This is a genomic window from Saccharopolyspora sp. NPDC049426 (assembly GCF_040676935.1).
Taxonomy (GTDB): Bacteria; Actinomycetota; Actinomycetes; order Mycobacteriales; family Pseudonocardiaceae; genus Saccharopolyspora.
On sequence record NZ_JBFAPZ010000017.1, the window covers coordinates 80,520 to 103,813 of the forward strand.

9 protein-coding genes and 1 tRNA gene are annotated in these 23,294 nt (G+C 67.2%); 3 read left to right on the top strand and 7 right to left on the bottom strand.

The genetic code is table 11. The annotated features are described in order from the left end of the window. Window positions 1-27: 27 nt before the first annotated feature. The 4 genes from AB0J78_RS29275 to AB0J78_RS29290 form a co-directional block, all read right to left on the bottom strand. Window positions 28-4,962, bottom strand: coding sequence for an NAD-glutamate dehydrogenase (locus AB0J78_RS29275; protein ID WP_363794659.1), 4,935 nt, complete (start codon window positions 4,960-4,962; stop codon window positions 28-30). 141 nt (window positions 4,963-5,103) lie between these two features. After that, the gene (locus AB0J78_RS29280; protein WP_363794564.1) at window positions 5,104-7,665 is read right to left on the bottom strand and encodes a hypothetical protein; all 2,562 of its coding nucleotides are present in this window, start codon (window positions 7,663-7,665) and stop codon (window positions 5,104-5,106) included. Window positions 7,666-7,694: 29 nt separating this feature from the next. Beyond that, a complete protein-coding gene (gene ettA / locus AB0J78_RS29285; RefSeq protein WP_363794566.1) occupies window positions 7,695-9,368 on the bottom strand; it encodes an energy-dependent translational throttle protein EttA in 1,674 nt (557 codons plus the stop codon). A 77-nt stretch (window positions 9,369-9,445) separates the two neighbouring features. Continuing rightward, window positions 9,446-11,401, bottom strand: coding sequence for a cytochrome c oxidase assembly protein (locus AB0J78_RS29290; protein ID WP_363794661.1), 1,956 nt, complete (start codon window positions 11,399-11,401; stop codon window positions 9,446-9,448). A gap of 153 nt (window positions 11,402-11,554) precedes the next feature. Here AB0J78_RS29290 and AB0J78_RS29295 point away from each other — a divergent pair, with 153 nt between their 5' ends. Further along, entirely contained in the window at window positions 11,555-12,139 is a 585-nt protein-coding gene (locus tag AB0J78_RS29295; protein ID WP_363794568.1) for a DUF3558 domain-containing protein, read from the top strand. A gap of 132 nt (window positions 12,140-12,271) precedes the next feature. Further along, window positions 12,272-12,345, top strand: a tRNA-Arg gene (locus AB0J78_RS29300). A 69-nt stretch (window positions 12,346-12,414) separates the two neighbouring features. On the opposite strand, the gene AB0J78_RS29305 is transcribed toward AB0J78_RS29300, so the two are convergent. Further along, complete coding sequence (locus AB0J78_RS29305; protein ID WP_363794570.1) at window positions 12,415-12,621, bottom strand: hypothetical protein; 207 nt, start codon at window positions 12,619-12,621, stop codon at window positions 12,415-12,417. Window positions 12,622-12,884: 263 nt separating this feature from the next. On the opposite strand from AB0J78_RS29305, the gene AB0J78_RS29310 reads away from it, so the two are divergent. Then, on the top strand, window positions 12,885-13,508 hold the full coding sequence (locus AB0J78_RS29310) for a LysE family translocator (protein WP_363794572.1): 624 nt from the start codon (window positions 12,885-12,887) through the stop codon (window positions 13,506-13,508). 237 nt (window positions 13,509-13,745) lie between these two features. Here the strand turns inward: AB0J78_RS29310 and AB0J78_RS29315 are convergent, their stop codons facing one another. Continuing rightward, entirely contained in the window at window positions 13,746-18,452 is a 4,707-nt protein-coding gene (locus AB0J78_RS29315) for an RHS repeat-associated core domain-containing protein (RefSeq protein ID WP_363794574.1), read from the bottom strand. 288 nt (window positions 18,453-18,740) lie between these two features. Beyond that, window positions 18,741-23,264 (bottom strand): RHS repeat-associated core domain-containing protein, encoded by a 4,524-nt coding sequence (locus AB0J78_RS29320; RefSeq protein WP_363794576.1) that lies wholly within the window; start codon window positions 23,262-23,264, stop codon window positions 18,741-18,743. Between the last annotated feature and the right edge of the window lie 30 nt (window positions 23,265-23,294).

Sequence of the window (23,294 nt, forward strand, 5' to 3'; positions counted from 1 at the left end):
GAGTGCGACCTCCACCCACCACGATGGTCACCGGACCATGCTGCGGAGCTGACGCGCCGCCACCGACAGCGTGGCCAGGTCAAGCCGCCCGGAGCTCACGATCTGCTCCAGCGACGAGTTGGCCCGCGCCAGTCGTGCGGCGTTCGTCGACTCCCACCTGGCGATCTTCTCCTCCGAGCTCTCCTCCGGCTCCGAGGTCCGCAGGACGTCCACGGTGATCGCCCGCAGCGATGCGTAGAAATCATCCCGCAGCGCCAGCCTAGCCAGCGCGTGCCACCTGTTGCCGCGTTCCAGCTCGTTGACCGCGATCAGCATCCGCTCGACGTCCAGGTGCGCCCACAGCGCGTAGTAGAGCTCGGCGCTCTCGGCCGGACTGCGCTCCGCGGAGATCCCGGCGTCGCGTTCGCCGAGCTCGGCGACCTCCCGGATGTCCAGCAGCGCGTAGGCGTCGAGCAGCACCGCGACCCGCTCGGCCAGCGCATCCGGCACACCGGCGGCCACCCAGCGCTCGATCTGCGCGGTCACGCCTTCGGCCGCGCGTCCGCGCAATAGTCCCCGCACGCTCGGCGTCAGCTCGGCGACGACCGGCCTGAACCGGGCGATCTCGGCGCCGATGGCCAGCGGCTGCGGCCGGTTGGTGAGGATCCACCGCGCCGCCCGGTCGAGCAGGCGCCGGCTCTCCAGCACCATCTCGTCGGCGATCGCGCTGGGCACCGAACCGCCCAGGGCGTCGATGTCGGCCCACAGCCGCCGCAGGTCGTAGACGTTGGTGACGACCGCGAACGCCCGCACCACGTCGGTGGTCGACGCGCTGAGCTCCTCGGTCAACCGGTAGGCGTAGGAGATGCCCGCACCGTCGACCATCTCGTTGACCAGCAAGGTCGTGATGATCTCGCGGCGCAGCGGGTGCGCGGAGATCGCGTCGCCGTAGCGCTCCCGCAGCGGCCGGGGGAAGTACTCCGGCAGCCGCTCGGCGAACGACTCGGTGTCGGGCAGACCGCTGGCCAGCACGTCCCGCTTGAGCTGGAGCTTGACGTGCGCCATCAGCGTCGCCAGCTCGGGCGAGGACAGGCCGTCGCCCGCCTTCTCCATGTCGCGGAACGCCTTCTTGGTCGGCAGCGCCTCCAGCTCGCGGTCCAGGCCCGCGGACTGCTCCAGCGCGGTGACCTGCCGGGCGTGCACCGGCAGCATCGGGCCGGCGTGCGCGCGCGAGATGCCCAGCACCGCGTTCTGCCGGTGGTTGTCGGTGAGCACCAGCTCACCGACCTCGTCGGTCATCTCGCCGAGCAGCTCGTTGCGCTGCTGACCGGTGAGCCTGCCTTCGGTGACCAGCTGGTCCAGCAGGATCTTGATGTTGACCTCGTGGTCGGAGCAGTCCACACCGGCGGAGTTGTCCAGCGCGTCGGTGTTGACCTTGCCGTCGTTGCGGGCGAACTCGATGCGCCCCAGCGAGGTCAGACCGAGGTTGCCGCCCTCGCCGACGACCTTGACCCGCAGGTCACCACCGTTGACGCGCACGGCGTCGTTGGCCTTGTCGCCGACCTCGGCGTGCGTCTCGGTGGCCGACTTGACGTAGGTGCCGATGCCGCCGTTCCACAGCAGGTCGGCCGGTGCCAGCAGGATTCGCTTGATCAGCTCGGCCGGTGCCAGCTTGCTCACCGACTCGTCGATGCCCAGCGCCGCCCGGATCTGCGGGTTCAGCGGGATCGACTTCAGCGACCGCGACCACACGCCGCCGCCCTCGCTGATCTTGCCGCGGTCGTAGTCGTCCCAGGTCGAGCGCGGCAGTTCGAACAGCCTGCGCCGCTCGGCGAAGGAGACGGCGGCGTCGGGCTCCGGGTCGATGAAGACGTGCATGTGGTTGAACGCGGCCACCAGCCGGATGTGCTCGGACAGCAGCATCCCGTTGCCGAACACGTCACCGGCCATGTCGCCGACGCCGACGACCGTGAACTCCTCGCTCTGGGTGTCGAGGTCGAGCTCGCGGAAGTGCCGCTTCACGCTCTCCCAGGCGCCCTTGGCGGTGATGCCCATGGCCTTGTGGTCGTAGCCGATCGAGCCGCCGGAGGCGAAGGCGTCGCCGAGCCAGAAGCCGTAGGACTGGGCCACGTCGTTGGCGATGTCGGAGAACGTCGCCGTTCCCTTGTCGGCCGCGACGACCAGGTAGGTGTCGTCGGCGTCGTGGCGCACCACGCCCCGCGCCGGGGCCACTTCCCCGCCGACCAGGTTGTCGGTGAGGTCGAGCAGGCCGGAGATGAACATCCGGTAGCAGGCCACGCCCTCGTCCAGCGATGCCTTGCGGTCCACCGCCGGGTCGCCGGTGGCCAGCGGCGGGCGCTTGACGACGAAGCCGCCCTTGGCGCCGACGGGCACGATCACCGCGTTCTTCACCGCCTGCGCCTTGACCAGGCCCAGGATCTCGGTGCGGAAGTCCTGCGGGCGGTCCGACCAGCGCAGACCACCGCGCGCCACGGAACCGAACCGCAGGTGGACGCCTTCGACCCACGGCGAGTACACGAAGATCTCGAACTGCGGCCGGGGCTCGGGCAGGCCGGGGATCTCGCGCGGTTCCAGCTTGAACGCCAGGAACGGGCGCTCCCGCTCGCTGGCGTCGACGAAGTAGTTGGTGCGCAGGGTGGCCCGGATCAGGCTCAGGTAGTTGCGCAGGATCCGGTCCACGTCGAGGCTGGTGACCTCGTCGATCAGCGCGGTGACCGACTCGGTGAGCTCGGTCTCGCGCGCCTTGCGGTCGGCTTCGCCGAGCTCGGGGTCGAAGCGGGCCTCGAACAGCCGCACCAGCGCGGTCGTGGTGGTGCGGTGCGCGAGGATCGAGTCCTCGATGTAGTCCTGCGTGTAGGCGATGCCGACCTGGCGGAGGTACTTGGCGTAGGCGCGCAGGACCGCGGCCTGCCGCCAGTTCAGCCCGGCCCGCAGCACCAGCGCGTTGAACCGGTCGACCTCGGCGTCACCGAGCCAGACCGCGCGGAAGGCGTCCTCGAAGCGCTGCCGCAGCGAGTCCAGCAGCTGCGGATCGGCGCTGTCGAGCAGGCCGGGGTCCAGCCGCAGCCCGAAGTCGTAGATGTAGAACCGGTCGCCGGAGTTCTCCAGCGTCAGCTCGTAGGGGCGCTCGTCGACGACCTCCACGCCCATGCTCTGCAGCACCGGCAGCACCCGGGACAGCGTGACCCGGCCGCCGACGTAGAGCTTGAAGCGGCGTTGACCAGCGCTGGCGTCGCGCGGCACGTAGAACGACATGCGCAGGTCGTCGGGTCCGCTCAGCGACTCCAGGCGGCGCAGGTCCTGCAAGCCCTCGGCGGCGCTGAAGTCCTCCTTGTAGGCCTCCGGGAACCCGGACGCGTAGTCCTGACCGGCCTGGCTGATGGCCTCCGACAGCGCGCGGGCCGGCACACCGCCCGCTCCTCGTCCGGAGCGCTCGGCGTCGACCTCGGCGACCATCTGGTCGTCCCAGGTGTGGATGGCCTCGTCGAGCCGCTGCTGGATGCGCGCGAGGTTCGGCTCGACCTGGTCCTCGGGGTCGGTGTGGACCACGAAGTGCACTCGCGCCAGCGTGGATTCGCCCACGCGCGTGCTGTACTCCAGCCCGGTGCCGCTGAGCTCGTCGAGCAGCACTTCCTGCATGGCCAGCCGCGAGCTGGTGGTGTAGCGGTCCCGCGGCAGGTAGACCAGGCAGGAGAAGAACCGGCCGTAGGGGTCGCGCCGCAGGAACGGCTTGAGCTTGCGGCGCTCGGCGAGCGCCAGCACCCCGGTGAGGGTCTCCTGCAGGGTCTCGAAGTCCGTGGAGAACAGCTCGGTGCGCGGGTAGCTCTGGATCTCTTCCAGCATGCGCTGGCCCGAGTAGGACTCCAGCGGGAAACCGGCGCGGTGGATCACTTCGCGCACGCGGCGTTCCACGAACGGGATGTCGAGGACGTCCTCGTGCAGCGCGGTCGTGGTGAACAGCCCGAGGAAGCGGTGCTCGCCGTTGACCCGGCCGGAGTCGTCGAAGGTCTTGACGCCCACGTAGAACGGGTGGACCGGACGGTGCACTGTGGACGGTGCACCGGCCTGGGTGAGCACAAGCAGCTCCTTGGACAGCGCCTTGGAGTCCGGACCGGTGGTCAGGCTTCGCGAGGCGATGCTGTCGCTGCGCAGGACGCCCAGCCCGGAGGCCAGCACGGCCTGCAGCGCCTCGCCGTCGTCCTCGACCAGCTCGTAGTGCCGGTACCCGAGGAACGTGAAGTGCCCGTCGGCGAGCCACCGCAGCAGGCCGGCCCCGTCGGCGACCTCCTCGGTCGGCAGCGGCGGCGGGTTCTTCTCCAGCTCGTCGGCCAGCGCGCGGACGCAGGAGTGCATCCGCTCGGTGTCCTCGACGACCTCGCGCACGTCGTTGAGGACGCCGTCGAGGTTCTGCTTGAGCGCCGCGAGGCGCTCGCTGTCGACGACCTGCCCGACCTCGACGAACATCCAGCTCTCCGCCATGGCACCGGCGGGCGGATCGGACGGGTCGGCCTCCGGGAGCACCTCCAGGAGCTCACCGGCGAGGTCGCGCCTGACCACGACGATGGGGTGGATGACGCGCAGCACGTCGGCGTTGTCGCGGCCGAGCTCGGCGATCAGCGAGTCCACCAGGTACGGCATGTCGTCGGTGACCGTCTGCACGACAGTGGCCTGGCTCCGCCAGCCGTGCTCGGCGAGGGTCGGGTTGAAGATCTGCACCAGGGGACGCCCGGCGGCGCGGTTCGCAGCCAGCCGGTGGTGCGATCTGAGCGCTCCGACCAGGTCGTTCGGGTCGTCGTCGACGAGCTCTTCGGCCGGGACGTGGCGGTAGTAGGTGCGCAGCAGCTCGCCGAGTTCGGGAGCGAACTCGACGGCTCGGTCCAGCAACCGCCGCTTGGCCGTTTCGGGGTTCTCGGACTGCTCGCCGGTCGTTCCGGTCTGCACGTGTCCGGGATTCGAGGTCATGTCAGGCAGCTCCACGCTTAACGGCACCTCGTTGTGCCAACAGGTTCCACTCTAAGACTGCCAGTTCCCGCTCACGGGGCCGGGATCTGACTGCGGATCGCGAGTGAAAACAGACGCAACGATCGATGTCCACGAGGTTTCTCAGAGCAACGGATCCGCTGCCGCACTACCGAATCCGGGTGCGCGGTGGCGGGCTCCGAAGCCCGTTCGTTGATCATCCTCTGTGGACTGATGACGCTTGCGCCCGGCCTCACCGCCGATGTCGTGATCGGTGTGTTTCGAATCGCTGTCGCTGTAGCTGTCGCCGTAGCCCGGCTCACCGTAACCAGAATTGTGATCGCTGCCATACCCTATGGCAGCGATGCCTTCGCTGACCTGCTGCTTCGCTTCGTCGGTGCGGCCGGCGTTGTAGGCCATGAGCGCGTCGGCGAGCAGGTCCGCCAGGCTCGCGTCCGCGCTCGGCTCCGGCGGCACGGGGTCGGGCTCCGGGGCGCTGAACCGGAAGCCGGGGTCGGTGTCCTCGGCCGTCGTCGCCGACGGCGCGGGAGCCGGAGGCTCGGGCTCCGGAACCGCCTGCTCCGGCTGGAACGCGGCGAGCGGATCGGGATCGGCGTGCCGGGCGCGGCGCCGGGAGGGCTGGTGATCGGCGGGCAACTGGAGCTCGGCGCGGATCTCGGCCAGCGACTTGCCCCGGGACCGCCGCCCGCCCTGCGGCTCCTCGTGAGCGGCCTGCTCCGGGATCTCCTCGGGCGGCTCCTGGACCAGGAAACCGTGCGGCGGGGTCGCAGGCTCAGGCTCCGGCTCGTGCCCGCGGCGACCGTGGGTCTCGGTGATGCGCCGCAGGCTGTCGGCCGCCGCCGCCAGCGGATCACCGTTCCACCGCTGCGCCGGGTCGTCGTCGCCGTAGTCGTCCTCGTAGCCACCGGACTCGTGGTCGGCGTCGAACTCGGGGTCCTCGGCGGCGTGACGGGTCTGCTCGGACTCGCTGGAAGGCCACCAGGCACCGGTGGAGCGCTGCGGCTCCTCCGCGGCCGGTTCCTCCGGGCCGGAGCCGAACATCTCGCTCGGCGACACCGCGCCGAACGCCACCCGCGGCTCGGGCATCGACCGCTGCTCGGCGGTGGCCTCGTCCTCGGCGGGGGCGGCGGCCTCGGTCTCCTCCGCCGCGCGGCTGGTCAGCGCCTCCATCAGCAGCCGAGCCGCGTCGTGGGCCTCGGCGTAACCGCCACGCCTGAGCGCAGCCGGTTCGGGAACGACGGGTTCGGGCTGGACCGGCTCGGCAGCGGCCGGTTCGGGCCGGACCGGTTCGGGCGCGGCCGGTTCAGGCTGGATCGGTGCGTGCTGGACCGGCTCGTACGCGGCCGGTTCGGGCGCGGCCGGTTCGGCAGCGGCGACCTCGTCATGGCCGGTCACGACGGGTTCAGCAGGTTCAGGTTCGGGCTCGGGGACGACGGGCTCGACCCGTTCGGCGACGACAGGTTCGGCGACGAAGGGTTCGGGGACGACGGGAGCAGCCGCCACGGGAGCGACGGGCTCGGGCTCGACGGGCTCGGGAACGACGGGTTCGACCGGTGCGACCGCGACGCGCTCAGCGGCCACGGGCGCGGCAGCGACGGGCTCGGGCACCGCCGCCACGGCGGCCGCCCGCCGACCGCGCGGCGCGTCGGTCTCCGCCGGGTACGCGCTGAGCAGGCTGACCCGCGCGTTGTGCACGGTCGCCCGCCACCGCCGGTCGGCGGAGTAGGCACCGCGCAGCGCCTGCAACGCGTCGGAGATCTCCTCCACGCGCTCGTGCGCGCGGGAAAGAGCGTTGAGCGCCTCGGCGAGCAACCCGTCCAGCTTGTGCCGCTCGGAGATCGCGGCGGTCTCGGCCAGCACCCGCAGGGCTGCCCCGTGGTCCCCGGCCGGCAGGTGCACGCGGGTGGCCAGGGCCAGCCCGAGCCACCCGGTGGGTCCGGCGGCGGCCGCGCGCACGGGTTCGGCGAGCACGGCCTGGCTGGTCTCGACGGCTTCGACGCGATGCCCCTGGTCGAGCAGGGCGTGCACGCGTTCCAGCAGCAACCGGGTCTGGATCTCGCCGGCTTCGGCCTCCGGGTCGCTGAGCCGCCGCAGCAGCTCCAGCCCCGCGTCGGTGGCGGCGACGGCCTCGCCGAACTCGCCGAGCCTGCGGCAGTGCGCGGCCCGGACCACCCACACGCGCGCCTTGAGCACGCGGGTGAGGTCCTGGTCGGCGTCGCAGTCGGCGTAGAGGCGCTCGGCCTCGTCGAGGGCCTGGCTGCGCTCGTCGACGTCCTGATGGGCGGGCAGCGCCGAGGCCAGCGCCAGCAGAGCGTGCGCGCGGACGGTGGGTTCGACCCGCTCCTGCGCCAGTTCGCGGCGCAGGATGCGGACGGCCACCTCGTGGCTGCCCGCGCTGACCGCGCACCAGCCGAGCTCGATGCGCAGCAGGGTCAGGACGTCACCGCCCGACGCCTCGGCGTCGCGGACGGCGGCGAGCGCCCGGCCGGTGGCCGAGACGCCGCGTCCCAGCCGGTTGGCGGCGAACAGGGCCAGCGCCTCGGCGCGCAACCGCGCGCCTCGGTCGCCGGTGCGCCTGGCGAACGCGACCGCTCTGTCGCTGAGCACCAATGCCAGTTCCGGGACTCTCCACCGCATCTGCCACGCGGTGTCGAGCAACCCTTCCACCGAGCTGGGCTCTGCCACAGCGGCCACGCTCGCCAAGGCGCCTCCGTTCAGCCGCGGGTCAACTTGCGATGGGTAACACGGTGCGGGCGGGCTGCGTCGGCGCCCAACCGCTCGATCTTGTTCTGCTCGTACCCCTCGAAGTTACCTTCGAACCAGAACCACTTGGCCGGGTTCTCGTCATCTCCCTCCCACGCGAGGATGTGCGTGGCGACGCGGTCCAGGAACCAGCGGTCGTGGGAGATGACCACCGCGCAGCCGGGGAACTGCTCGAGCGCGTTCTCCAGCGAGCCCAGGGTCTCGACGTCCAGGTCGTTCGTCGGCTCGTCCAGCAGGATCAGGTTGCCGCCGGACTTGAGCGTCAGGGCCAGGTTCAGCCGGTTGCGCTCACCACCGGAGAGCACGCCCGCAGGCTTCTGCTGGTCCGGTCCCTTGAAGCCGAACGCGCTGACGTAGGCGCGCGAGGGCATCTCGACCTGGCCGACCTGGATGAAGTCCAGACCGTCGGACACGACCTCCCAGACGTTCTTGTTCGGGTCGATGTTCGCGCGGTTCTGGTCCACGTAGGACAGCTTGACGGTGTCGCCGACCTTGACCGTGCCGCTGTCGGGCTCCTCGAGTCCGACGATGGTCTTGAACAGCGTGGTCTTGCCGACGCCGTTCGGGCCGATGACACCGACGATGCCGTTGCGCGGCAGGCTGAACGACAGGTCGTCGATCAGCAGCTCGTCGAAGCCCTTCTTGAGGTGTTCGACCTCGACCACCGTGTTGCCCAGGCGCGGGCCCGGCGGGATCTGGATCTCCTCGAAGTCGAGCTTGCGGGTCTTCTCCGCCTCGTTGGCCATCTCCTCGTAGCGCGACAGACGGGCGCGCGACTTGGTCTGCTTGGCCTTGGCGTTGGAGCGGACCCACTCCAGCTCGTCCTTGAGGCGCTTCTGCAGCTTGGCGTCCCGCTTGCCCTGGACCGCGAGGCGCTCCTGCTTCTTCTCCAGGTAGGTGGAGTAGTTGCCCTCGTAGGGGTAGGTGCGACCGCGGTCGAGCTCCAGGATCCAGCCGGCGACGTTGTCCAGGAAGTACCTGTCGTGCGTCACGGCGAGGACGGCACCCGGGTAGTTGGCCAGGAACTGCTCCAGCCAGAGCACGCTCTCGGCGTCGAGGTGGTTGGTGGGCTCGTCGAGCAGCAACAGGTCGGGCTTGCTCAGCAGCAGCTTGCACAGGGCGACTCGCCGTCGCTCACCACCGGAGAGGTGCGTCACCTCGGCGTCCGGCGGCGGGCAGCGCAGCGCGTCCATCGCCTGCTCCAGCTGGGAGTCCAGTTCCCACGCGTCGGCGTGGTCCAGGTCCTCCTGGAGCTTGCCCATCTCCTCCATCAACTCGTCGGAGTAGTCGGTCGCGAGCTGTTCGGCGATCTCGTTGAAGCGGTTGAGCTTCACCTTGATCTCGCCGACGCCCTCCTCGACGTTGCCGAGGACCGTCTTCTCCTCGTTCAACGGGGGTTCCTGCTGCATGATGCCCACGGTGTAACCCGGCGACAGGAACGCTTCACCGTTGTTCGGCTGGTCGAGTCCCGCCATGATGCGCAGCACGGTCGACTTGCCAGCCCCGTTCGGCCCGACGACGCCGATCTTGGCGCCCGGGTAGAACTGGATGGTCGCGTTGTCGAGGATGACCTTGTCACCATGCGTCTTGCGCACGTTTTTCATGGTGTAAATGAACTCGGCCATGGCACGAATCGTAGTTGCGTCCCACACGGCGCCGCGCATGCGGGCCCCCGGAACCCGAACGGGCGATGGCCGGGTGTTCAGCCGCGCGGCGAGTCCTGATCAGCCAGGCGCTTGAGCATCTCGTTGTAGGCGGTGAGATCGGCGTCACCGTCCTTGTCGGCTTTGCGATCGATCCGCCGCGCCTGCCGGTCGTCCGCCCGGGACCACTGGATCAGCAGCGCCAGCATCACCACGACCAGCGGCACCTCACCGGACGCCCACGCCAGACCGCCGCCGAGCCGCTGGTCGGCGAGCAGGTCGGTCAGCCACGGCAGGTCGAGGCTGCGGTAGAAGTCCCCGCCGATGGGCTTGGCGGACATCATCAGCGCGATGCCGAAGAAGGCGTGGAAGGGCATCGAGGCGAAGACCATGCCGACCTTGCCGAGGGGAGGCAGCTGGCGCGGCGACGGGTCGATGCCGATGACCGGCCAGTAGAAGACGTAGCCGACCAGCAGGAAGTGCGCGTTCATCGCCAGGTGCGCCCAGTGCTGGCTCAGCGCCAGGTCGAACAGGCCGGTGAAGTACAGCGCGTAGAACGAGCCCACGAACAGCACGAGCGCGACGATCGGGTGGGTGAGGGCGCGGGTCAGCGGCGAGTTGACGAACGCCACCAGCCACTCGCGGGGCCCGGCGGGCATCCCCTTCCCGGCGGGCTTGAGCACGCGCAGCGCCAGCGAGGTCGGTCCACCCAGCACCAGGAAGACCGGGGCGAGCATGGACAGCAACATGTGCTGCCCCATGTGCACGCTGAACACGGCGGGCGCGTAGCGGCCGACACCGGCGGAGGTGGCGACCAGGATCGTCAGGCAGCCGCACAGCCAGGCGAGGGTGCGGCCGACCGGCCACTCGTCGCCCCGGGCCCTGAGCCGCAGCACTCCCCACAGGTAGAGGCCGGCCAGGACCAGCGCCAACGTGCCGTAGACGAGGTCGAAGCGGAAGTCGAACAGCAGCCGCAGGGTGTCCGGCGGCGCGTCGAGCGTGTAGCCGATGATCAGCTCGGTGCGGCTGGGCACGGTGGTGTAGCCGCCGGGCGGCGGGGTGCGGCCGAGCGCGACCGCGACGCCGAGCGTGGCGAACATGATCAGCACCTCGACGGCGCCGAGCCGCAGCAAGCCCGAGGAGCCCGCCTCCAGCCGGGCGACGACCTTGTTGCGCTGCACGTATCCGAACGCGCCGAGCACCAGCAGACCGGCGACCTTGAGCAGCACCAGGAGTCCGTAGGTGGAGCCGAACAGCTGCTCCGGCGTGACCCGCACCAGCGCGTTGATCACCCCGGACACGGCCATGGCGATCCAGCTGACCAGAGCGATCACCGAGAACCGGCGGGCGACCAGCGGGAGGTGCGCTCCGCCGCGGGCGGCGTGGGCGATCAGGGCGATCAGCCCGCCCACCCACAGCACGGCTCCGACCAGGTGGAACAGCAAGCTGTTGGTGGCGATGTCGTGCGCGCCGCCGCTGGCGGAGTGACCGGTGGCGATGACCGGCAGCAGCCCGGCCAGGCCGAGCGCGAAGGTCACCACGGTCCAGCCCCACGACAGCACGATCCGGCACGCCAGCGCGACGAGGAACGCGATCACCGCGGTCAGCGCCCAGGCCTTGGCCTCCTCGAGCGCGTCGATCAGGCCGAACAGGACGTCGGCGCTGAGCACCTCGTTCACCGGGCGCCCGGTGGCGTCCGCGCAGATGAACGGCACCATCAGGGCGGCACCGACGAACCAGGCCGAAGCGGCCCAGCCGGCCGTGCGCACCGCCGCGTAGCCGTCGGCGAGCAGCGCGCCGGAGCGGTTGGCGGGGATGCCGAAGGACGCCAGCAGCAGCGAACCGATGGCCACCACGGACCCGGTCTCGGCGATGACCCGCACCACCGGCAGCCCGTACTGGGTCACGGGACCCGGGTCGGGCAGTCCGAGCAGGGCGTAGTTGGCTCCGGCGGACAGCGTGGTCAGGGCGGCGGCGATCAGCGCCGCGAGCACCCCTGCGGTGAAGACCAGCACGCCGACCGTGCCGGAAGCACTGCGCCTGGAATTCGGTTCGGCGACGGACTCGGATGGCACACACCGAGCGTAACGGCCCACGTATCGGCTTCACCGGTCAGGATGGCGCACCTGGGCGTGGTCTCGCGCACTCCGCGCCGCTACGGTTATCCCGTGCCGAATGTCCGTCACCGCCTACCGCGGGTGCTCGCGCTGTGCGTCCTGATCGGCGGATCGGCGCTGAACGGCTGTTCGACCACCGTGGTGGGCAGCCCCATCCCCGCGGCGGGGTTCCAGGAACATCCCGAGACGCCGCAGACGCGCTCGGCGATCGCGCAACCACCCCGCATCCCGTCGCCGCGCGGCGACGTCGACCCGTGCACCCTGCTCTCCCCCGAGGACCTGGTCCCCGTCGGTGGCGTGGCGGGGCCACCGCACCCGGGCAACCCGGTGCCGGGCGCGTGCGCGCACCTGCTCGGCGGCCACCCGGACAACACGGCCGCCGCCGGCTTCCACGAGCCGTTCCCGTCGATCGCCCAGCGCCAGCCGCGCGGCGTCGAAGTGGACGTGCGGGGTTACTCCAGCTGGCTGTACTGCGAACCAGTGACGGACTACCAGACGTGCACGGCGGCGACGGCGATCCGATCGGACAGATCGCTGCTGACGATGCTGTCGCTCAAGGACGCCTCAGCAGCGGACACCGCCGACCGGCTCTTCGGGCTGACCACCGCGGCGCTGCAAAAACTGCCCCCGGCGTAGCCCGCTTGCCGGTTGTCGAAAAGCTTGCCGTTAGGTACCGGCTCGGCAACGTTGCCGCCTAGATCCCACAAGCGATGCGGCCGACCGCTACCCTGCTTGCTGCACAACGTCGGGCATACCGCCCACCAAACGGCCCCCATAGCTCAGCCGGATAGAGCAAAGGACTTCTAATCCTTAGGTCGCAGGTTCGAGTCCTGCTGGGGGCGCATCGCCCCAGGTAAAGCAAGTGGGGGTTGGTCCCCTCGAAGATCAACCCCCGCGCTTCGGGCTCCCGGCTACTCCGCCAGCTTGGCGATCGACTGGGCCCACAGGAAGTACTTGTTCGTGCCGAGGTCGCGCACGGTCTTGACGCCGAAGGCCGAGTTGAGGTGTTCGGCATCGGAGTCGCTGACACCTTGCAACGCGGCCACCGGCGCGTCGGCCAGCTCCGCAACGCTCTTGCCCTCGTAAGCCTTGTCCAGCTTGCTAGCGAGATCACCCATGAGAGAAATCCTCCACAATCTCGATCCAGCGGTCCGCGTACGAGCGTAAGAGCAGTCGAGATCGGGGCAACCTGAGCGAACTCGGGCGCAGCGCTCACACGTCGGCGGTTTTGGTCCGAACCGACCCGACGAGAACGACATCGATCATGGACGGTTCAGACCAAAACCGCCCCTTGCCCGGGTGTTCGAGATCTCCCTCGCCGCGCACCGCCGACGTGATGCACTCCCCGAGGACACCGTCCGGACGATCTGCGGGAGAGGGCATGACGAGCGCAGCGCTGTGGGGGTTCACCGTCGTCGCGGTCCTCGCCGTGATCACACCGGGCTTGGACACGATGCTCGCCCTGCGCCACGCCCTCCTCGGAGGCCGCAAAGCGGGCCTGACCGCCGTCCTCGGGATCACGACGGGCTGCCTCGTCTGGGGCACGGCCAGCATCGTCGGCCTGACGGCACTGCTCACGGCGTCCGAGGTGGCCTACAACGTGGTCCGCACCCTCGGCGCCGCCTACCTCATCTGGCTCGGCGCGACCGCGCTGTGGAAGACGTTGCCCCGAAACAGGAAACCGGCCAGCGAAGACGTTCAGGTCCCGGCCGGGCGTTCCGCCTTCCGCGCAGGCCTGATGACCAACCTGCTCAACCCCAAGGTCGGCGTCTTCTACATGAGCCTGCTACCCCAGTTCCTCCCCACGGGCCCGACCGCCTCGGCCTGGGGCGCCCTCCTCGTCACCATCCACCTCACCGTCGGTCTGCTCTGGCTCCCCGGCCTGGTCTGGATGGCCGGGCGAGCCAGAGCCTTCCTGCAGAAGGAACGAGTCCGCCGCTGGATGGACCGCGTCACAGCAACGGTCCTGGTCGGCCTCGGCGTGAAGCTGGCCGCCGAGGTCTGAGGGGCGATATTCGAGTTCTCACCCGTTCTGCGAATCCCTTCGAACAAGATCCGCTCCGTCAGGGCGCTCCGGACGCCGGAAAGCACGCTCCACCATCGGCGGCGTCGACTTAGCCCGCGAGAGGACTGCGTTCATGACCCGTTTGAAACGATCGGAGTCCCGGCGACATCCGACCGTCGGCCACCCTCCAGCTCAGTCCTTGAACTCGAGACCGCGGTGACTCTCTCAGTTGACGACCTAGACCCTTCCCATGAGCCCACTTCCCCGCCCAGGCTTGTCCGAGATCGTCTCGGGGTCCATCGCGTCTGGATACCCCGCCACTTCCACCTTCCCCCCGTTGGCCTTGTCCCAAGGCACGATCAGCTCGTTCATCACACCATCGCTCGTCCGGATGGCACCGTTCTGTGCTGCCAACCCGTCCATCAGCGGCTTGTCCTGCCCGATGCCGAAATGATCTTTCAGCGCCGACATCGCATCGCTGTTCTTTCCGCTGGTGGTATCGACGAGTTCCTGGGGCACCGAGTGCAAGGTCATCGGACCATTCGCCGGCGGAGTCTCGTACTTGAGGACAGCGCCTGGTTTACCGGTGCTCTCACTGAAGCTGTTGTTACCCGCACCGCCCGAGTCTTCGGCTAGGTACCAGGCCTTCCAGTCGGCATCGGTATTCCCCCCAGTGCCGGTGTCCGGTCGATGCACACCCCCGTCGAGGACGCTGTCGTAGTGCTCCGGCTTGATGCCGTGATATCCCTCGATCTTGCTCATCGGCGTGCTGATGATCTTGTGCTCGCTCCCGTCCGGGAGGGTGATCGTGTGTGAGGTGCTGGACTTGCCCGGGATGACGTTGCCCTGGTTCAACCCCAGATCCGGATGATCCACGTTCTCACTCTTGTTCGGTTTGCCTGACTTCCCGCCTCTGACGTTCCCGGCTTGATTACCGGTTGCCCCGGTCTGAGCCGGCCTCTTCCCGCCGCTTTGCGGGCACATGAGTCCGAGGGGGTCGGTTTCCCTGTTGGGGTTCGACACATAAGCCACGGGGTTGGGGCCCGGTGCCAGACCGAGCGGATCCTGACTGAGGTAGCGGCCCGTCGCAGGGTCGTAGTACCGGTAAACGTTGTAGTTCAGACCGGTTTCCACGTCTGCGTACTGTCCGGGGAACCGCAGCGGGGTGGTGGCCCTCGCCCGCGGATCGGGCAGCGTGTTGCCCCACAGACTCGTCTCGTTGTGCCACGTGAGGGTCCCGTCGGCGGTCACGAGGTCAGTGGGCGTTCCGAGCGAGTCGGTGACTACGAAGTGGAAAACTTCAGCCGCACCGAGTCGCTCCAGCTGCGCAACGACAACTTCGGTATCAGGGTGGTATTCCCATGTGACCACGTGCCAGTTCCCCTGCGCGTAGGTGTGCAGCTGCTCGACCAGCGTGCCTCCGTCCCACACGAACTCGGTCTGCTCTGCGACAACGGGCGGGGCCCCCGCAGTGCCGGGAGCCATTCGCTGCTTGGCGATCCGGCGACCGAGCGCGTCGTACCGGTAGCGCCACACCGTGCCATCAGCAGCCGTCACAGCGACCAAGCGATCGTAGGAATCCCATTCGTAACGCCAGTTTCCTTCGTTTCGGACGGAACGAAGGACCATCCTGCCTTGCGAGTCGTACCGGTAACCCACAGAACCGGCCTCGACCAGCGTGTTGCCCTGGTAGCGCCGAGTTCCAGACTCCGCGCTGGCAAGCCCATCCGCAGCGACGACGTTGGCCAACCCGTCGTAGGAGTATTGCTCTCTCCGGCCTGGAGCGACCACCTCGACCACACGCCCCGCGGAATCAAGCTCGAACCGAGCCTGACCGAACAGGTCGTCAGTCCGGCCAACGAGGTTTCCGTCAGCCCGGTACTCGAATCGACGTCGCATGACGTCCCGTCCGGACCGGGGGGTGAGCACCTGAGAGACGAGCAGATTCGCGTCGTACTCGTGAACGAGCTTCGCCGAGTTGTCGATCGACCTCGCGATCTCACGGCGAGCTCCGTCGTATTCGAACTCGATCGCGTGAGCACCAAGGATCAACTCACGAGGAGAGCCGCTCTCGTCGTAGGACCACACGCTTTCCGCGCCCGACGGCGTAGTTCGCCGCACGGCGTTGTTGGCATCGTCGTAGCTGAATACGATCGAGCGGTCATTGGTTCGCTCAGCTGTGATTCGCCCCTGATCATCCCATTCACGCACGAGAATCGCGTCCCCGCAGGCCGCTCGCACCAGGTTGCCGACTGGCGAATAGGCGTAGGTGGTGGGCCCCGACGGTGCGCGCCATTCGACCAGGTTCCCAAGCACGTCGTAGGTGAACTCGGTCGTCTCACCCACACCATTGAACGAGGTCACCAGCTGACCGGCCGCGTCGTAGCCGTACCGGAGGACCCGGCCGTCGTAGTCCCGCTCTTCCACCACTCGACCCGCGAGATCGTAGGTGTAGCTCCAGGTCTGCCCCTGAGGATTGGTGACTGAGATCAGCTTTAGCTCAGTGTCATAGGTGCGCACCGTGCGCGCCCCGGTTGCGTCGACATCGGCCAGCACCACGCCGAACGGGCCGTACTCGCTCGCTGTGGTCGCTCCCAGCGCATTGACCCTGGCAATCTGGTTGCCTTCCGGGTCATAACGCCACTGCTGCCTACCACCGCGAGCGTCCTGCTGCCACAGCGGACGCCCCTCCACGGTCCAGCCGTGCCGGCTGCGCTCACCGTCGGCCGTAGCCGACTCGGTGATCCGCCCGAAGAGATCACGGGTCAGGTGAGGCGAATTGACCTCGCCGGCACTTGGCTCACCCGCGCCTGCTTGGCCGGATGCATGGGTGTCGAGATGGAGCTCCGCTGCCAGCCCGATCTTCCCGCCGAACGGGTCCGGTCGCTCACCCCGCCGGTAGTGGCGGTTCCAGGTGCGTTCACCGTCGTTCACCGCGATCGATTCAACGGTGCCATCATCCGCGAGGACTAGGCGAACAACACTTCCGTCCGCGCGTGTGATCTCGCTGGGCCGCCCCAGCCTGTCGTACTCGTACCGCGTTGTCCGTCCCAGCGGGTCCGTACGAGACAGGAGCCGGTCGTAGCGGTCCCACGCCGACCGGGTGATGTTGCCCAGCGCGTCCATCTGCCGAACGATCTGCTTCCGATCGTTGAACTCGAATTCTTTGACACCACCCAAGGAATCCTTGTACGTGGTCACGTTTCCGCTGTAGGTGAAGACGGAGTCGAAGTAGCCCTCTTGCCCGACGGTCCGGACACAACGACCATTCTCGTCGTAGACGTAGCGGAACCAGAAACCGTTGCGGTCCTGCCACTCGGTGAGCCTGCCCGCATCGTCGTACAGGTACTTCAGCGCCTTGCCTGAAGAGTTGATGACCTCGGCGAGTCGTCCCTTCTCGTCATACCCGTAGCTCATGGCCACAACGTTCAGGTTATTGGCCGGGTCGAGAACGCGAACAGCCGTGACCCGCTCGTTCGCGCTGTCGATCTCCACGCGGTACCCGTCGGAGTGTTGCAACGCCTTGGGAGGGCCGAACCGCCGCGGCTCGACATCGATCCGGCGGCCTTCGGCACCCTCGACCGCGATGAGCGGCAGCACCCGTTCGAACTTGCCCAACCTGCGGAAATGCAGAACTTCCTGTGTCTTCGCGATGCTGTAACCGCCGTCGTCCCGCACGCGCAGGGGCCAACGCGGGCCCTCGATCGGCAATTCTTCCGCAGCTACCGACGGCAACGGGTAGACCAGGATCATGCCGTCCGGCGAGAAGTAGCAGACGTGCTCGTCGTCAACTTCCAGCCGCTGATCGAGCGTCGACGACCAGCCCGCACCGAACCAACGGCCAGCGCGGTACGACGAGACGTACATCCGCTCCAGTACCAGGCTCAGCGAGCTCAAGATCTCCAAATCGGTCTCGACCATCACCATCTCACCCGTGGCGAGATCGACCGGTTCGGTCGTGTCCGTGCAGCGACCGTCTTGTTTCTGGGCCCAATCACGAGGGTTGTTCGGCTTGTTGGTCGGCCGATCCGCGTTCTGCGACCTGGTTCCTGCCGGTCCGGGTGACCCGGCACCGTCGCCCTTGCCGCCTTCGTCCTTGAGCCCTTCGCCCTTGCTGCCGCTTCCGGCGTTTCCATCGCCCTTCGAACCGGAACCGTCAGCGCTCTGCGCGTTCGTCGACGCCGGGCCGTCGTTCTTGGTGTTGTCGGCCTTGATCTTGTCGAGGGCCGTCTTGGTGTCTCCGAAGGAGTCGCCGAGCTTCTTGAGCAGGGGCGAGAGCTTCTTCATGGCCTGGATGAGCTTGGTGGTGATGTCGGCGATCTTGGCCGCGACCTTGGCGACCTCGGCGACGACCTGGGGCACCACCCAGGCCAGGGCGATGCCCAGCGTGCAGACGACCTGCAGCGCCCAGCTGATCAGGTGGCCGACGAGTTCGGCGATGATGTCGCGCACCAGCGTGCGCACCGCCGCGACGACCTCGCCCGCGGTGCCGATGCCGTCGGCTGCGCCGTCGGCGGCGGACTTGGCCGCGGCGATCAGGTTCGCGGTGTCCTCGCTGCGCTTGCGGTAAGCGTCACCGGCATCGCCCAGCCAGCTGGCCGTGTCAGCCTTGACCAGGTCTTTCATCTCGGTGTTGATGGCTTCGAGCTCGGCCGAGACGTTCTTCCACGTCTCCGAGTGCGCCTTGATCTCATCCGGATCGCCGGTCAGCGAGTCCAGGGCGTCCGAGACCGGACCGACGTGCTCGATCAACCAGCCGACACCCGCGGAGAAGATCGCACCGAACGGGTCCAGCGCCATGCCCAGCGCGTCCAGTCCAGTTCCGACCGCGCCCAGCACGCCCCCGGCCCAATCACCGGACTCGATCGCCTTCTGCGTGTCGGCGACCGACTCCGCGATCTGGATACCGCTGAACGACTGCGTCGAGTCCTCACGCTCAGCCACCAACGGATTCGCCACAGCAACCCCCAGAACAAGAAATCAGACAGGACAACTCAGTCCCGCAACGGATCAAAGTCACGACCGAACTCATCATCGTCCTCGAAGCGGCCGGAGCTGCCGGAGCAGCAGGCGAGGCCGCGGTTTCGTCCTCCTCGACCAAGCCGTCCCACTTCAAGGAACGAGTCCGCCGCTGGATGGACCGAGTCACCGCGACCGCCCTGGTCGGCCTCGAAGTGAAGCTGGCGGCCAAGGTCTGAACCTGGTACCTGCGCCACACTCCCACAAGGCCGATCAGGACCCCTTGACCGGCCAGGCGGAGTCACCTTTGGATTCCACCTTGATCGGCTTCATGCCATTGTGCAGGTAATCCAGCACCTGATTCGGCGAACTCTTTCCGAAGTCCTCGTGATAGTTCTTCCCAAGCCGACCTGGGTGCGATGAGGCCAGGTGAGCCAGAACTCTGTCATTCCCCCAGTTCTGGGGGTACACAGTGCTCCCACCCGTCTTGTTCGGGGTCACGCCACCCCCTGGCTTATTCATGTTGAAATCAATTTGGTGGACCCGGTTCGGGTTTCCACTGGTTCCCGTGATGTTGACACCATTTGGAGCTCCCCCGTTGGTGTAACCGTGCAGGCCTTGAGGTTTTCCGTCTTTGCCGATCTCGCCATTGGTCACATGTTTACCGAAGGCGGTGTCCTTGAGCTTCTTGTGGATGTTTTTGATCGCGTTCTTCGCGTTGTCCTTGGCGCTCTGCTTCTTCGCCTTGTCGATCAGGCTGTTCTGAAAATCCTCAGTTGTCTTCCAGCCCTTGCAACCAGCAAGACCGAGCGGGTCCGAGAACGCGTACGGGTTGGTGACGTACGCGTAGTTGTTGGGACCGGCCTCCAAGCCGATGGGATCTGCGCTCAAGTAACGGGCGGTCGCAGGGTCGTAGTACCGGTGATGGTTGTAGTGCAAACCGGTTTCGGAATCGAAGTACTGGCCCGGGTAGCGCAGTGGGGTAGCGCTGTCACCGAACGTGTTTCCCCACACCGACTTCTGCTGAACTGCGGTGAGACTGCCTTGATCATCAATGAGTTCGGTTGGCATGCCGATCACGTCCGTGACGACGACGTGGAACCGCTCATCCGTCCAATCCCCGGAATCTCGCCGCAGTCGCTCGCGTTGGGTGAGCGGCCGGAAACCACCAGGCTCGTAATCCCAGGCCAGGACTCGAATCGTGCGCTGATCGAACCTGGCCTGCTCGACCAACACCGGGCCGTCCCAGGTGAACTCGATCCGCTCCACGACGTTGTTGCCGTCAAAACGTTCCTTCGCGACGCGCCGGCCGAACGCGTCGTAGCGGTACTGCCACCGCACGCCGTTCGGCCGAAGCACACCAACCAGACGATCTTCGGAATCCCAGTGGTAGCGCCAGGTTCCGGAAGGGCGATGCCGAGCCACGAGCCGCCCTTGAGCATCATGCTCGTAGCGCACATGCCCCGCGCTGTGAACGGCGGAACCACGGTAGGTCCGCTCGCCAACTTGATCGCCGTCGGTGTCGGTCGGCCATTCGGCCAAGGCCAGGTTGCCAGCCGGGTCGTAGGCGTAACGCTCTGTCCAACCGGTTGCCTGCACACCGGTGATCCGGCCCGCAGAGTCCATCGAGTAGTTCCGGCTGCCGGTGAGCTGATCCGCCACCCCGGTGAGCTGCCCATCGGCTCGGTAAGCGTAGGAACGCCGTTGGATGGCCTGACCGGTGGGGCCGACGACGGTTTGCGACTGAAGCTGGCTGGTCGACGTCCACGCCTGGGCGACCGCCAGACCAGATGTCAGACTCAGTCGCAGTTCTCGACCGAGAGAGTCCCGTTCGAACCGCATCGTGCGGCCTGCGGTGCGCAGTGCAGCCGGTTGATCGTTGCTGTCGTACTCCCACGCGCTTTCAGCACCTGACGGGGTCCTCCTCCAGATTCGCCTGCCCAGCGCGTCATAGCCGAAGGCCGTCGTGCGGCCGTTGATGCTCTCCCGAAGGATCCGACCGAGCGCATCGCGTTGGAACGTGACTCGCGTCGCGCCATCCGCCGCTTCCAGCAGATGGCCGCCGTTGTCGTAGGTGAACGTCGTCGTGGTCTGTCCGTCGCTGCGTCGAACGAGATTGCCCAGAACGTCGTAGGAGAAGGTGATGACCTCCCCAGCGCCATTGGTCCGCTCGACCACTCGCCCAACTGCATCGTGGCGGTAGGCGATCGTGCGACCGTTGAAGTCCGTCTCCCGGACCACACGTCCAGCCGGGTCGTAGAAGTATCGCCACACCTGCCCGTTCTCGTTGGTAACGCTGGTCAGGCGCATCTCGGTGTCGTAGCCGTATTCCAGGCGAGTGCCGTCCGGACGGGTCTCAGCAGCCACTAGATCGAAATGAGTCACTTCGGTCACGGTCACGCCGCCGAGTTCGTCGGTCGTCTCACGCAGGTTGCCCTCGCCGTCGAAGCGATTCCGCTCAGTCGTCCCGTCAGCGTGCTGATGCCAGGCGATTTCCCCGCCCACGGTCCATCCGAACCGTTCCACGCCGCCGTCGGCGTCCACCTGCTCGATGATCCGACCGAAACGATCCCGCTCGAACCTGGTGACCGCACCGGTCGGATCGGTAACCGAAACCACCAGGCCTGCTGCGTCAACCTCATATCGCTTCGTGTTGCCAACCGCATCGGTCACGCTGCTCAGGTTGCCGCGCTCGTCAAAGGTATAGCGAGTCGTCGCACCCGCCGCGTCGGTGACACCGACGATATTGCCGCGCTCGTCGTACTCCTGGCGGGTCACCGTGGCGTCAGGGTTGATGAACGAAATCGGCCGACCGAACTCGTCGTATTCGCACCGCAGCTGACTGCCATCCGGCCTGGTGATCGCGACGAGATTGCCGGCGGGGTCGTATTCGTATCGGACGGTGTGCCCCAATGGGTCCGTTCGCTTCAGCAAGCGATCGTCCGCAGTCCATTCAGAGACAACCGCATTGCCCAGTGGGTCGATCTCCGCCACGAGTTGACCGGACTCGTTGAAATGGAAGGACGTGCGATTGCCCAGTGAATCGGTGTACACCGTGACTCGGTTGTCCGATTCATACTCGAAGGACCCGGCCAAGAAGCCGCCGGATCCGTCCGTGCGAACACACCGTCCCAGGTGGTCGTAGGTGTAGCGGAACCACTCCCCATTGCGGTCAGTCCACCCGATGATGCGCCCCGCATCATCGTAGTCGAATCGCTGCGGCCGACCGGACTCGTTGATGACTTCGGTGAGCCGGTTCTCGTCGTAGCGGTACCGCATGAGCTCGACATCGCCGCTGTCGGCTACCGAGTGCAATGCGGTGACCAACCCGTCGGTCGTCTCAACTCGGATCCGGTACCCGCCGCTGTGCTCGATCGCCAGCGGTGTTCCAAATTCATCGTGCAGAAAACGGATTTGGTTACCATGTCGGTCGTTGATCGAGGACAGCGCTAGTGTTGAGGGCGCAAAGATGAGCGTGCGTTCCCCTTCCACGAGCACATATCCGTCGTCATCGGTGCACCCGAGGCGACGTTCTCCCGTTTGGCTGTCGACGACCCACTGACCGCGTGCCGGCTTCGGGAAGTGCTGGAGTGTGCCATCAGCGGATGCGAAGCTCACCCCCTCGGCGTCGATCTCCAACCTCTGGTCCAGAGTGGACACCCAGAATGGACCGAACCAGCGCCCAGTCCGGAACGACGAGAAGTAGGTGCGTTCGAAAACCAGCGGAAGCGTTCCCAGGAACTCCGCATCAGTCTCGCTCATCACCATTTGACCGGTGGCGACATCGATCGGGTCGTTGCACGTTTTGAGCTTGTCGATCGACTTGGGATTCGAATTCTGGTCGCGCAATGAATTTTTCGCGCCGGCAGTGTTGGTGCTCGCAGGGTTGTTCGACCTCGAATTGCCACCGTTCCCCGAACTTGACTCGTTGCTGTCGGGTGACCGGTCGGTCGACTGCTGATTGGTGCCGTTCGAACCGCCCTCGGGCTTGTTCTCAGCGCTCTGCGACTTCGTCGAGGCGGGGCCGTCCGACTTGTCGTCGTTCTTCTTGATCTTGTCGAGGGCCTTCTTGGTGTCTCCGAAGGAGTCGCCGAGCTTCTTCAGCATGGGCGAGAGCTTCTTCATCGCCTGGATGAGCTTCGTGGTGATATCAGCGATCTTGGCCGCGACCTTCGCGACCTCGGCGACCACCTGCGGGACCACCCAGGCCATCGCGATGCCCAGCGTGCACACCACCTGCAACGCCCAACTGATCAGGTGACCGACGAGCTCGGCGATGATGTCGCGCACCAACGACCGCACAGCGCCCACGACCTCACCGGCCGTACCGATGCCGTCGGCCGCACCGTCAGCCGCAGATTTGGCCGCCGCGATCAGATTCGCGGTGTCCTCGCTGCGCTTCCGGTAAGCGTCACCGGCTTCCCCCGTCCAGCCGGCGGTATCCGCCTTCACCAGCTCTTTCATCTCGGTGTTGATGGCTTCGAGCTCGGCCGCGACGTTCTTCCACGTCTCCGAATGCGCCTTGATCTCATCCGGGTCGCCGGTCAACGAATCCAAGGCATCCGACACCGGACCGACATGCTCGATCAACCAACCGACACCGGCCGAGAAGATCGCACCGAACGGATCCAGAGCCATCCCCAGCGCATCCAGCCCGGTGCCCACCGCGCCCATGACACCCGAGGCCCAATCACCGGACTCGATCGCCTTCTGCGTGTCGGCGACCGACTCCGCGATCTGGATGCCGCTGAACGACTGCGTCGAGTCCTCGCGCTGAGCCACCAACGGATTCGCCACTACAACCCCCAGAACAAGAAATCAGGTAGG